This window comes from Mycobacterium sp. ENV421, assembly GCF_002887815.1.
In the GTDB taxonomy this organism is placed as follows: domain Bacteria; phylum Actinomycetota; class Actinomycetes; order Mycobacteriales; family Mycobacteriaceae; genus Mycobacterium.
Genome location: NZ_PDHO01000015.1, coordinates 1 through 12,605, shown reverse-complemented (window position 1 = coordinate 12,605; position 12,605 = coordinate 1). Strand labels below are relative to the sequence as shown.

The following is a 12,605-nucleotide window of genomic DNA, read 5'->3' as shown; positions in this document are numbered from 1 at the left end:
TACGGTTGAGCACCGTGACTTCTGCTGCCGGCGTCGGATTGGCCACCATCACCGAGGACGGGACCGTCCTCGACACCTGGTTCCCGGACCCGGAGCTGGGTGCCTACAGCCCGTCGGGCAGCACCCGGCTCTCCGTCGCCGAAGTGCCCGACGATCTGGCGGCCGCGACCGGCCCCGATCCGGCCCGCGGTGTGGAGACGATCGTGGTGCGCACGGTGATCGCGGACCTGAACGACAAGCCGCTCGACACCTATGACGCCTACCTGCGACTGCACCTGCTCTCGCACCGACTGGTCGAGCCGCACGGCCTGAATCTCGACGGCATCTTCGGGGTGCTCACCAACGTGGTGTGGACCAACTTCGGACCGTGCCAGATCGAGGGGTTCGAAGATGTGCGGCTGCGGCTGCGCGGCCGCGGTCACGTGGCGGTCTACGGCGTGGACAAGTTCCCGCGGATGGTCGACTATGTGCTGCCGAGCGGGGTGCGGATCGCCGACGCCGACCGGGTGCGCTTGGGTGCACACCTGGCGCCGGGCACCACCGTGATGCACGAAGGCTTCGTGAACTTCAACGCCGGCACGCTCGGTGCGTCGATGGTGGAGGGCCGGATCTCGGCGGGTGTGGTCGTCGACGACGGCTCCGACGTCGGTGGCGGCGCGTCGATCATGGGCACGCTGTCCGGCGGTGGCACTCAGGTCATCTCGGTGGGTAAGCGCTGCCTGCTGGGCGCCAACGCGGGCCTGGGCATCTCGCTGGGCGACGACTGCATCATCGAGGCCGGCCTGTATGTGACGGCGGGCACCAAGGTCACCACCCCGGACGGGACGACGGTCAAGGCCCGCGAACTGTCCGGCGCGAACAACCTTCTGTTCCGCCGCAATTCGGTGACCGGCGCCGTCGAGGTGGTCGCGCGCGACGGCAAGGGCATCGCGCTGAACGAGGCGCTGCACGCGAATTAGGCGGAGGCGCTGCACGCCAACTAGTCCGGCCCCACCGCGGGTGTGAAAGGCGGCTGCTCGGGTATAGGAGCAGCGTGTTTCCGGATGACTTGCGGCAGCTGGCCGCGGCGCACGGCGTGGCCACCTCCTATCGCAACGAGCGACGGGAGCCGGTCGAGGTCGACGCCGATGTGGTGATCCGGGTTCTTGGGCTGCTCGACGTCGACGCCGCCACCGAGGCCTCCCGGCGCGCCGAATTGGCCGCGCTCACCGATCTCCGACGCGCAGGGCGACTGGCCCCGACCATCGCCGTCCGGCTGAACGGCACGCCGCACTCGGTTCCCGGAGCCGAACTGCTCGTCGGGGAGGACGGCAGCCGCATCGAGGTGAGCGACGAGCTGCCCGGCGATCTGGTGCCGGGCTGGTACCAGCTGCACACCCGCGACGGCCAGCAGGTGACGCTGGTGGCCGCACCCGCGCAGGTGCCGCAGACGCCCGACACGTGGGGCTGGATGCTGCAGCTGTACGCGCTACGGTCGGCGCGGTCCTGGGGCATCGGCGATTTCGGCGATCTGCGGGAGTTCCTGGAGTGGACGGTCGCCGAGCACGGCGCCGGTGCGGTGTTGCTCAACCCGCTGCACGCGCCCGGCCCGACGCATCCGGTGCAACCCTCGCCGTATACGCCGTCGAGTCGTCGGTTTTCCAATCCGTTGGCGCTGCGCATCGAGGACCTCGAGGCGTACCGCAGCGCCGACCCCGCCACCCGTGCCGAGGTGGACGCCCTGCGCGTCTCGGCGACCACCGAGCGAATCGACCATGATCTGGTGTGGGCCGCCAAACGTGCTGCGTTGGAAGCGCTCTGGCGTGCGACGGGCCGGCCCACTCCGCTCGACGGATCCCCGGCCACCGAAGGGTTGACCGACTGGGCGACGTACTGCGCTCTCGCCGAGCGCCATGGCGGACGGTGGAGCCGCTGGCCTGCGGAGCTTCGCGATGCGAAGGGGTCCGCCGTCCTGGCTGCTCATCGGGAGTTGGCGTCGCGCGTCGACTTTCACGCCTGGGTGCAGCAGCAGTGTGCCGAGCAGTTGGCCGCGATACGGGCAGCGGGCCGAACCGCCGGCATGGCCCTGGGCGTGCTGCACGACCTACCCGTCGGGGTGGATGCCGACGGCGCAGACGCGTGGGCGCTGGCCGATGTGCTCGCCGGCGGCGTGAGCGTCGGCGCACCGCCGGACAACTTCACCCCGCGCGGCCAGGACTGGGGTCTGCCGCCGTGGCGTCCCGACCGGCTGGCCGCCACCGGATACGCGGCGTTGCGGGATATGTTGCGCGCCATCCTGTCTCACGCCGATGGTTTGCGCATCGACCATGTCGCCGGCCTGTGGCGACTGTGGTGGATCCCGCCGGGCGACACCCCGGACCGCGGCACCTACGTGCACTACGACGCCGACGTCATGCTCGCGGTTCTCGCCCTGGAGGCGCACCGGGCCGGCGCTGTCGTCGTCGGTGAAGACCTGGGCACCGTCGAACCGGAGGTCACCGAGGCATTGGCCGGCAATGGCATGCTCGGCTCGGCGGTCTCGTGGTTCACCCGCGACGAGGCCGACCCGGACCAGCCGCTGCTGCCGTCGGCGACGTGGCCGGAGCGGGCGGCGGCCAGTCTGTCCACCCATGATCTGCCCACCGCCGCAGGGTTTCTCCGCGGCGAGCATGTTCGCGCCCGCGCCGAGCTGGGCCTGCTCGACGACGTCCCGGGCGAAGAGGCGAACGCCGCCAAGGAGCGCGACGAATGGGTGGCGCTGCTTCGCGCCGAGGGCCTGTTGGCCGACGGTGATCCCGACGACGCGTCGATCATCGTTGCGATGCACCGATTTCTGGCGTCGACGCCGAGCCGGCTGAAGTTGATCTCGCCCTACGATGTCATCGGTGAGATCCGGCAGCCGAACCTGCCCGGCACGATCGACGAGTATCCGAACTGGCGACTGCCGTTGGCCGAGACCCTCGAGGAACTCCGGGCGGATCCGCGGGTCGCCGAGATCGCCGCGACCTTCCGCCGCTGAAAGCCTAGGCACCGAGGGCTAATTCGCCGACAGGATGCAGAACTCGTTGCCCTCGGGGTCGGCCAGCACCACCCAACTCTGGTCGCCCTGGCCGATGTCGACGTGGCGCGCCCCGAGCCCGAGCACCCGGTCGACCTCGGCCCGCTGGTCGTCGGGCGTGAAGTCGAAGTGGATGCGGTTCTTGCTCGTCTTGTCGTCGGGCACAGCCAGGAACAGCCAGTCCGGCCCGGCACCGGCGGGGGCACGCAGAGCCACATCGCCGTCCTCGGTGGGCTCGGCGGGCCAGCCCAGCACCGTCGACCACCACGCGGACAGCGCGTGAATGTCGTGGGCGTCGATGCAGACTTCGCTGAACCGCAGCGTCATTTCATCAACTCCTTCTTGACGACTTTGCCCATCGCGTTGCGCGGCAGCGAGTCGACCAATCGCACTTCCCGCGGCCGCTTGTGCACCGAAAGTTGCTCGGCGACACAGGCGATCAGGTCCTCAGGGTTGGCATCGCCGACCACGAACGCGACGATCCGCTGGCCGAGATCGGTGTCGGGCAGGCCCACCACCGCGACCTCCTGAACGCCCGGGTGGCCGAGCAGCACCGTCTCGACCTCGCCCGCGCCGACCCGGAAGCCACCGGACTTGATCAGGTCCACCGATTCTCGCCCGACGATGCGGTGCATATTGCCGCCGTCGATCACCGCGGCATCGCCGGTGCGGTACCACCCGTCGGCGTCGAACGCCTCTGCGGTGGCATCGGGCCGATTGAGGTAGCCATCGAACACTGTCGGGGCTTTGAGGTGGAGGCTGCCGATGGTCTCGCCGTCGTGCGGTGCGACCGAACCGTCCTCGTGCACCAGCCGGGTCTCAACCCCGTTGAGCGGCAAGCCAACCCAGCCGGGCCGTCGTTCACCGTCGGCGCGGGTGCTCAGCGTGATCAGCGATTCGGTGCTGCCGTACCGCTCGACGGGTGGCTGGCCGGTCAGTTCGGTCAGCCGGGTGAACACCGGCACCGGCAGCGGTGCGCTTCCGGACACCAGCAGCCGGGCCGAGGCCAGCGCGGTGGCGGCGCCGGTGTCGGCCACCACCCGCGACCACACTGTCGGCACCCCGAAATACAGGCTGCCGCCGGCGGCGGCGTAACCGGCCGGGGTCGGTTTCCCGGTGTGCACGAAGCGATTTCCCACCCGCAACGACCCGAGCAGCCCGAGGATCAGGCCGTGCACGTGGAACAACGGCAACCCGTGCACGAGGGTGTCGTCGGGGGTCCACTGCCAGGCCTGGACCAGCGCGTCGATCTGGGCCGCGATGGCGCGCCTGCTGATCAGCACGCCTTTGGGCAGGCCGGTGGTGCCTGAGGTGTACATGACCATCGCGGTGCTCGACGGCGCAGGCTCGGCGTAGCGATGCCACGACCGGGCGTGCAGCCGTACCGGAACATGAGGCAGGCCACCGAGATCGGCGGGTGACTCCCCCAGCCAGGCTTGAGCGCCGGAGTCGGTGAGGATGTGCGTGCGTTCGGCGACTCCGACGTCGGCGGGCACCGGCACGAACGGGACGCCGGCGATCAGGCAGCCGGTGATGGCGAGCACGGTGGTGGCGGTGGGGGTGGCCAGCACGGCGACCTGGCGGGCACCGCCGACCCGCTCGGCGACCGAGGTGGCTGCCCCGACGAGGTCACTGCGGGACAACACGGCGCCGTCGATCCGCACGGCGTCGCCGATATCTGCTCCGGCGGCGACGGTGGCGGGATTCAGGGAGGCCAGCAACACGTCGCCGACGCTACCGAAGATACTGGGCGGGTGAAGCCCATCACCCAGCTCTCATCGCGCGAGGTGTACCGCAACCGCTGGATGTCGGTGCGTGAGGACACCGTCGAACGGCCGGACGGCTCCACCGGCATTCACGGCGTCGTCGACCGGCCCGACTATGCCGTGGTCATCGCGGTCGACGGCGACCGGCTGGCGATGGTCGAGCAGTATCGCTATCCGATGGGAGCCCGTCGCTGGGAGTTCCCGATGGGCACCGTCCCCGGGGAGCCCGACATCGAACCGGCCGACCTGGCGGCCCGCGAACTACGCGAGGAGACAGGCCTCACGGCGGGCTCACTGATGTTGCTCGGCCGTCTCGACGTCGCACCCGGGATCATGAGCCAGCGGGGCTGGGTGTTCCTGGCCACCGATGTCACCGAGGGTGAGCCCGACCGCGAGCACGAAGAGCAGGACATGCATTTCGAATGGTTCGGGCGCAGCCAATTCGAGGAGATGGTCCGCACGGGTGAGATCACCGATGCCCAGTCCCTCGCGGCGTATGCGCAACTGCTGCTCAAGGAGCGTTTCGAGTCCTAATCGTGACCGGCACGCGTGGGGCAGATGTGACGGGTGAGGTTTTCTGACGGCTACGCTGATAACTCGCAACGACGTTCCGAGGAGTCATGAGCCGCCAAAGTTGGGGTGCCACGCTGGTGGCCGCCGCGACGATCTGCGCCGCGGGACTGGTGTCCCCCGCCTCGGCGCACGGTCAGCCGCTGGCCTGGACCGGGCGCTACCAAATGACGACCTACGCCTCCCAGAAAGCCGGCACCAGCCCAGCGACTCGCCAGAAGGAAAACGACTTCGGCGCGGTGTTCACCCTCTCGACAGCCTGCTCGGGTGGCGCCTGTGTGGCCACCGTCGTCGACGGTCCTGCACCGAGCAACCCGACGATCCCCCAGCCGACCCGCTACACCTGGAACGGTGCCGAGTGGGCCACCACCTACGACTGGGTGTGGGACTGCTTCCTCGGTGACGGCTACCAGAAGCAGTGGAGCCCGGCCACCTCGTGGGCGTTCTACACGCCGCAGCCCGACGGATCCCTGCGCGGCACATGGCACACCGACATCGCGTCAGGACCCTGCCGCGGCAGCGTCGTCATGCCCGTCTCGGCAGTGCCCGCCTGACGCTGGACCCCCGCGCCCGCACAATGGATAGCGTGACCGACACGGCGACCACGACGACGGCGGCGCGTAACCATGCGATGGACCTCTACCGGGTGGTCGCGCTGGTGTTCGTCGTCATCGGGCACTGGATCGCGGCGGCGCTGACCTTCTCCGACGGCGGGTTCTGGCGGGAGAACCCACTGGTCGACATGCCGTGGACGCAGTGGCTGACGTGGATCTTCCAGGTCGTCCCGGTGTTCTTCGTGGTGGCCGGCTATGCCAGCGCGGTGTCGTGGACCCAACGCACCGCCGATGAGTCCAGACAAGCGTGGCTACGACGGCGACTGGTCCGGCCACTGGGGCCGACCGTGGTCTACGTCATGTTCGCCCTGCTGGTCGTGGCGGTCCTCGGCCGGGTCGGCGTCGCGGGCGCGGAGCTCGACTTCGGCGCCTGGGCGGTGGCCATGCACCTGTGGTTCCTGGGCATCTACGTGGTGGTGGTCGCACTGACCCCCGTGGCGGTCGCCGCACACCGGCGCTGGGGCAAGTGGGTGCCGTTCATGATGACGCTCGCCGTCGCGGCGGTGGACGTGGCGACCATCGGCGCTCACCTGCCCTACGTCGGCTGGCTGAACTATCTGCTGGTCTGGGGCGTGCTGTACCAACTCGGCATCGCCTGGCACGACGGCACACTATGTCGTCGCGCGGCGATCGCGGTGGCTGTCCTGTCGGCGATCGTCCTGGCGCTGGCGGTCACCGTCGGGCCCTATCCGGTCAGCATGATCGGAGTCCCCGGCGCGGTCGTGAACAACACCGGACCGCCCAACCTGGCGCTGCTGGCACTCGGCGGGGTGCAGGCCGGTGTGGCGCTAGCCGTGGCGCCCACGGTGAACCGGATGGTGAAATCCGTTCGTACGCAGCGTGTTCTGGCCGTCGCCAATGACAACGTGATGGCCCTCTACCTATGGCACATGGTCCCGGTGGTGATCGTGGCGGTCGCCGGCTATCCGACCGGGCTGCTGCCGCAACCGACCCTCGGCACAGCGGCCTGGTGGTGGTTCCGGCTGGAGTGGGTGGCGATCCTGGCCGTGGTGGCTGCGGTCGAGCTGCTGTTGTTGTGGTGGGGCCGCAGATTGTTCTCGGCGCCGCTGCCCACCGTCGCCGTCGCCATTGCGCCCCGGTTCGGCGAGGTGCTGTTGTTCGCCGGCACACTGACGATCGCGGTGACCATCTCGGTGTTCGCGACACTGGGATTCGCCCCCGGCGGGCGGTTCCCCTTCGCCCTCAGCATCGCCTTCGCCGTGGGCGTGCTGCTGGTTTCGGTGACACCGGTCAGTAGGCGTCGAACCCGAGCTTGACCGCCAGCACCAGACCCGCGACGCCGATGAGGATGCGCAGCGGGGTGCCGGGGGCGTGCCGGACCACGACGGGTCCCAGCCGGGATCCGATCAGGCAGCCGGCGCCCAGCGGGATGACCGCGAGCCAGTGCACCGGCGCGAGGAACGCGAACAGCACCGCCGCAACGAGATTGGCCAGTCCGAGCAGGATGTTCTTGGCGGCATTGGCGTGAGCCAGGCTGTCGGCTCCCGCGTTGAGCAGCAGCGCCAAGAACAGCACGCCAGCGGCGGCGCCGAAATAACCGCCGTACAAGGCGATTCCGAAAATCGCGACGCCCTCGGCCACCACAACGAGTCGGCGCCGTGGCCCGGGATGGGGTGTGCCGCGCGGAGCGACGATCGCCATCGAGGCCAGGGCGAGCAGGATCGGGACCACCTTCTCGAACGCGTCGGCCGGGGTGGTCAGCAGCAGGACCGCGCCGGCCGCCCCGCCCGCGACGGTCACCGGCGCCATCCGGGCGATGAAGCGGCCTTGCCCGATCAGTTCGGGTCGCGATCCCCACGCCGATCCGATGCCGTTGAACACCAGCGCCACCGTGTTGGTCACATTCGCCGTTACCGGCGGCAGCCCGATTGCCAGCAGGGCCGGATAGGTGGCCACCGAGGCCAGTCCGGCGATGCTGCCCGTCAATCCACCGAGCACACCGGCGATCAGCAAGGTGATGGCGTCGAGTGCGCTCAGGTGCCTGTCTTTCTATCGATGCGTCAGGGCTCGCAGAAAGAACATCAGGTTGGCCGGGCGTTCGGCAAGTCGGCGCACGAAGTACCCGTACCACTGCGTGCCGAACGGCACGTACACCCGAACCTGGTTGCCCTCCGCCGCGAGCCGGCGCTGCTCGCCGTCCCGGATGCCATAGAGCATCTGATACTCGAAACGGTCTGTATCCCGGCCGAATTCGTTCGCCATCGCCGCGGCGGCCGCGATGACCGCGGGATCGTGGGAGGCGACCATCGGATATCCGTTGCCGGCCATCAGCGTACGCAGACAGCGCAGGTAGGACTCGGTGACCGCGGCGGCGTCGCGGTAGGCCACCGACGCCGGCTCGTCGTAGGCGCCCTTGCACAGCCGGATCCGGGCACCGGCCGCCGCGAATTCGGCGCAGTCGGCCTCGCTGCGCTTGAGGTAGGCCTGCAGAACGGTTCCCAGCCAATCGAATTCGGTGCGCAGCTCGCGCACGACCGACAACGTCGAGTCGGTGGTGGTGTGGTCCTCGGCGTCGACGGTGACCCAGACGCCGACCTGCTGCGCCCGCTGGCAGATCGCATGCGCGTTCTCGAGAGCGATCTTGTCACCGTCCTTCGGGAGTGCCTGGCCGAGCGCGGACAGTTTGAGCGACACCTCCAGTGGGCGGACGATGGCCGCATTTTCGGCTCGGGCGCCGAGCGCGTCGAGTAGGTCGAGGTAGGCCTTGACGGTGGCCTCGGCCGCGTCGGTGTCGGTGACGTCCTCTCCGAGGTAGTCGATACTGACCAGCCGTCTCGAGTCACGCAGCGCGCCGACCGCGGCCAGTGCGTCGTCCGTCGTCTCCCCCGGTACGAACCGGCCGACCACGTCGCGCGCGATCGGTAGCCGCTCGGCGCTGTGCCGCAACCGATTCGAGCGGCTGGCGGCCAGGATGGCGGGGCGTGCGACGCGGGTGAACGTACTCATCACTCCACCCCCATGTGCGGGTAGGTGTGACCAGTGGGTGGAACGAAGGTCTCCTTGATGGACCGTGCCGACGTCCAGCGCAGCAGGTTGAGCGGTGAACCCGCCTTGTCGTTGGTGCCCGAGGCCCGCGATCCGCCGAACGGTTGCTGCCCGACGACCGCTCCGGTCGGCTTGTCGTTGACATAGAAGTTGCCCGCGGCGAATCGCAAACGCTCGGCAGCGGTCTGTACAGCGGCCCGGTCGTCGGCGATCACCGCACCGGTGAGCGCATAGCGGGAGCCGCCGTCGACGACGTCGAGAACCGCATCGAATTCGTCGTCGGGATAGACATGGACCGCGAGGATCGGGCCGAAGTACTCGGTAGAGAAGGCCTCGTCGGTCGGGTCGTCGGACAGCAGAACGGTCGGACGCACGAAATAGCCTTCACTGTCGTCACATTCACCACCGACGGCGACGGTGACACCAGGCGCGCACTTGGCTCTTTCCAGAGCACGAGCGTTCTTCGCGAACGCGCGGGCGTCGATCACGGCTCCGCCGTAGTTCGACAGGTCGGTGACGTCGCCGTAGGTCAGTGCCTCGGTGGCGCCGAGGAAGTCGTCGCCCATGGTCTGCCACACCGAGCGCGGGATGAACGCCCGCGAGGCGGCCGAGCACTTCTGGCCCTGGTAGTCGAACGCCCCGCGAATCAGCGCGGTGCGCAACACATCCGGATCGGCCGAGCTGTGCGCGACGATGAAGTCCTTGCCACCGGTCTCGCCCACCAGCCGCGGGTAGCTGTCGTAGTCGGCGATGCGGGTGCCGACCTCACGCCACAGGTGCTGGAACGTGGCGGTCGATCCGGTGAAGTGGATACCGGACAGCCGCCGGTCGGCGAGCACGACATCGGAGACCGCAAGCCCGTCGCCGGCCACCAGGTTGATCACACCGGGCGGCAGGCCGGCGGCTTCGAGCAATTGCATCGTCAGATACGCCGCGAAGGTCTGGGTGATCGACGGCTTCCACACCACGGTGTTGCCCATCAGCGCCGGCGCGGTCGGCAGGTTGGCGGCGATCGCGGTGAAGTTGAACGGGGTGACGGCGTAGACGAATCCGTCCAGGGGGCGGTAGTCGGTGCGGTTCCATACGCCTGGACCGCTGATCGGCTGCTGGGCCAGGATCTGTCGGGCGAAAGCGACATTGAAGCGCCAGAAGTCGACCAGCTCGCAGGGGGCGTCGATCTCGGCTTGGTAGGCGGTCTTGGACTGGCCGAGCATGGTGGCCGCGGCGATCTTCTCCCGCCACGGGCCTGCCAGTAGGTCGGCGGCACGCAGGAACACCGCGGCCCGTTCGTCGAACGGGGTCGCGGCCCAGTCGTGTTTGGCGGCCATCGCGGCATCGACCGCGGCGTCGGCGTCGGCGGCCGTGCCGTTGGTCAGCGTGCCCAGCCGGGCGCTGTGCCGGTGCGGTTGGACCACGTCGATGCGGTCGCCGTCGCCGAGGCGGTGAACGCCGCCGATCACGTGCGGCAGGTCGACGGGGTGGGCGGACAGCTCGTGAAGGGTCACGGTGAGGCGGTCTCGTTCAGCAGATCCTGGCGCGTAGTCGTGAACCGGCTCGTTGGCCGGCGCGGGAACATCGGTGCGGGCGTCCATGTCCCTCAGGATGACTCCCGACGCGACCCGAACTGTTGGCTGATACGCCAAGACTTATGCCACCCGCTAGTAGTATCGGACAATATGCGGGAGGCCGGCGTCAGCCTGGGTCAGCTGGTGTTGGCCCTGGATGCGACGTTGGTGCGGCTCGTCGAGGCGCCTCGGGGTCTGGACCGCCCGGTCCGCTCGGCGGCACTGATCGACTCGGACGACGTGCGGCTGGGCCTGGCGGTCAGCGCCGGCTCGGCGGACGTGTTCTTCCTCCTCGGCATCTCCGACAGTGATGCGGTGCGCTGGCTGGACCGGCAGGTCGCCGCGCACGGCTCCCCCGCGGCGATCTTCGTCAAGGAGCCATCCGACGCGGTCGTCGCCCGGGCGGTGGCGGCCGGTGCCGCGGTCGTCGCCGTCGACCCGAAAGCCCGCTGGGAACGGCTGTACCGCCTGGTCAACCACGTCTTCGAGCACCGTCGCACCGACTCGCTCACCGATTCCGGTACCGATCTGTTCGCGCTGGCGCAGTCGATCGCCGACCGCACCCACGGCATGGTCAGCATCGAGGACGCGCAGTCGCACGTGCTGGCCTATTCGGCGTCCAACGACGAGGCCGACGAGCTGCGTCGACTGTCCATTCTGGGCCGGGCCGGGCCGCCGGACCATCTGCGGTGGATCGCGCAGTGGGGCATCTTCGACCGGTTGCGCGCAGGCCCCGAGGTGGTGGCGATCGACGAGCGGCCCGAGCTGGGGCTGCGGCCGCGGCTGGCGATCGGCATCCATCGCCAGGACGGGCCGCCGGTATTCGACGGCACCATCTGGGTGCAGCAGGGCGCCCGGCCGCTCGCCGACGACGCCGACGAGGTGTTGCGCGGCGCGGCGGTCTTGGCCGCCCGGATCATGGCGCGACTGGCCGCACGGCCGTCAGCGCACCTGCTGGCCGTGCAGCAACTGCTCGGGCTGGCCGACCCCGACGGGCTGGACCTGGCCGGGGTAGCCCGCGAACTGCGCATCCCCGTCGACGGCCGCGCCGCGGTGATCGGCTTCGTCACCACCGGCGCCGACCCTCGGCTGCCCGATGTTCTCGCGTTGAGCGCCAGTGCTTTCCGCCCCGACGCGCAGGTGGCCGCCGGCGGTTCACGGGTCTACGTCGTGCTGCCGGACTCCGGGCGCACCGCCGCCGTGGTGTCCTGGATCCGCGGCACCATCGGCACGCTGCACGCCGAGCTCGGACTGGACCTGCACGCGGTGATCGCCGCCCCGATCGCCGGACTGGCCGCTGTCGCCGGCGCCCGCCGCGAGATCGACCGCGTCTTCGACAGCGCCCAGCGGCACCCGGTGTTCGGCAAGGTGACCACGCTGGCCGAGGCTCGCACCACGGTGCTGCTCGACGAGATCGTCACACTCGTTGCCGCCGACGAGCGGCTGATCGATCCGCGGGTGCGCGCCCTGCGGGAGGCCGACCCGACGCTGGCCGAGACCCTGCGGGTCTACCTGGACTGCTTCGGCGATGTGGCGGCGGCTGCGTCGGCGCTTCACGTCCACCCGAACACGGTTCGCTATCGGGCGCGCCGACTTGAGCAGGCACTTTCCACTTCGCTGAGCGATCCCGACGTCCGGCTATTACTGTCATTGAGCCTGCGGGCGACCGCTTGATCAGAGCAGTCAAGCAGCCGCGCCGCATTAGCGAGAAATTTTTTGACCAACCTGGTAACACTGTTGCATCTGTTGCCGATGAGGCTTTTGTCATGACTGGCTGTGAAGCTCGTCACGACGCCAGAAACCTCGGTGAACCGGGCCCCCCGATCACCGTCGAACCACTGAGCACAAGGGGTCAGGATGAAATACATGGGTCGAGTGCTGGTGGCGATGATCGCCGCCGTCGCGGCGTTGTTCGTCGGGACGGGCACGTCGCACGCAGGTTTGGACAATGAGCTGAGTCTGGTCGACGGCGGTGGCCGCACGATGACGATTCAGCAGTGGGACACCTTCCTCAACGGTGTGTTCCCGTTGGACCGCAACCGGCTGA

Annotated in this window: 11 protein-coding genes and 1 pseudogene; 7 read left to right on the top strand and 5 right to left on the bottom strand. The window is 69.2% G+C overall.

Annotated elements, in window-relative coordinates:
- The first annotated feature begins 5 nt into the window (after positions 1-5).
- Together dapD and malQ are read left to right on the top strand one after the other, a co-directional pair.
- On the top strand, positions 6-959 hold the full coding sequence (gene dapD, locus CRM90_RS17995; RefSeq protein ID WP_199189939.1) for a 2,3,4,5-tetrahydropyridine-2,6-dicarboxylate N-succinyltransferase: 954 nt from the start codon (positions 6-8) through the stop codon (positions 957-959).
- A 74-nt stretch (positions 960-1,033) separates the two neighbouring features.
- Positions 1,034-2,998: a 4-alpha-glucanotransferase gene (malQ, locus tag CRM90_RS17990; protein WP_102808311.1), complete on the top strand. Its 1,965-nt coding sequence runs from the start codon at positions 1,034-1,036 to the stop codon at positions 2,996-2,998.
- Between the two features lie 18 nt (positions 2,999-3,016).
- Here the strand turns inward: malQ and CRM90_RS17985 are convergent, their stop codons facing one another.
- Together CRM90_RS17985 and CRM90_RS17980 are read right to left on the bottom strand one after the other, a co-directional pair.
- Positions 3,017-3,364, bottom strand: coding sequence for a VOC family protein (locus CRM90_RS17985; protein ID WP_102808310.1), 348 nt, complete (start codon positions 3,362-3,364; stop codon positions 3,017-3,019).
- Positions 3,361-4,761 (bottom strand): acyl-CoA synthetase, encoded by a 1,401-nt coding sequence (locus CRM90_RS17980; protein WP_102808309.1) that lies wholly within the window; start codon positions 4,759-4,761, stop codon positions 3,361-3,363. Before CRM90_RS17980 ends, CRM90_RS17985 begins: the two co-directional genes overlap by 4 nt.
- 81 nt (positions 4,762-4,842) lie before the next feature.
- Between CRM90_RS17980 and CRM90_RS17975 the strand changes: the two genes are divergently transcribed.
- The 3 genes from CRM90_RS17975 to CRM90_RS17965 all read left to right on the top strand — a co-directional run bounded on the left by CRM90_RS17975 (position 4,843) and on the right by CRM90_RS17965 (position 7,264).
- Positions 4,843-5,337 carry an NUDIX domain-containing protein gene (locus CRM90_RS17975; protein ID WP_502693289.1) on the top strand — a complete coding sequence of 165 codons (495 nt, stop codon included), beginning with the start codon at positions 4,843-4,845 and terminating at the stop codon, positions 5,335-5,337.
- An 86-nt stretch (positions 5,338-5,423) separates the two neighbouring features.
- Positions 5,424-5,927 (top strand): Rv2253 family sensor-like surface protein, encoded by a 504-nt coding sequence (locus tag CRM90_RS17970; RefSeq protein WP_102808307.1) that lies wholly within the window; start codon positions 5,424-5,426, stop codon positions 5,925-5,927.
- A 23-nt stretch (positions 5,928-5,950) separates the two neighbouring features.
- A complete protein-coding gene (locus CRM90_RS17965) occupies positions 5,951-7,264 on the top strand; it encodes an acyltransferase family protein (protein WP_233209381.1) in 1,314 nt (437 codons plus the stop codon).
- Here the strand turns inward: CRM90_RS17965 and CRM90_RS17960 are convergent.
- From CRM90_RS17960 to pruA, 3 genes are read right to left on the bottom strand one after another with little or no spacing between them, the layout of a single operon-like run.
- Positions 7,239-7,985, bottom strand: coding sequence for a sulfite exporter TauE/SafE family protein (locus tag CRM90_RS17960; protein WP_502693288.1), 747 nt, complete (start codon positions 7,983-7,985; stop codon positions 7,239-7,241). The two genes, CRM90_RS17965 and CRM90_RS17960, sit on opposite strands and share 26 nt — an antisense overlap.
- 12 nt (positions 7,986-7,997) lie before the next feature.
- Entirely contained in the window at positions 7,998-8,954 is a 957-nt protein-coding gene (locus CRM90_RS17955; RefSeq protein ID WP_102808306.1) for a proline dehydrogenase family protein, read from the bottom strand.
- Positions 8,954-10,585 carry an L-glutamate gamma-semialdehyde dehydrogenase gene (gene pruA, locus CRM90_RS17950; RefSeq protein WP_102808305.1) on the bottom strand — a complete coding sequence of 544 codons (1,632 nt, stop codon included), beginning with the start codon at positions 10,583-10,585 and terminating at the stop codon, positions 8,954-8,956. Before pruA ends, CRM90_RS17955 begins: the two co-directional genes overlap by 1 nt.
- Before the next feature lie 84 nt (positions 10,586-10,669).
- On the opposite strand from pruA, the gene CRM90_RS17945 reads away from it, so the two are divergent.
- Positions 10,670-12,232 carry a PucR family transcriptional regulator gene (locus CRM90_RS17945; RefSeq protein WP_102808304.1) on the top strand — a complete coding sequence of 521 codons (1,563 nt, stop codon included), beginning with the start codon at positions 10,670-10,672 and terminating at the stop codon, positions 12,230-12,232.
- Positions 12,233-12,415: 183 nt separating this feature from the next.
- A pseudogene (locus CRM90_RS17940) lies at positions 12,416-12,605 on the top strand (MspA family porin); the annotation flags it as partial.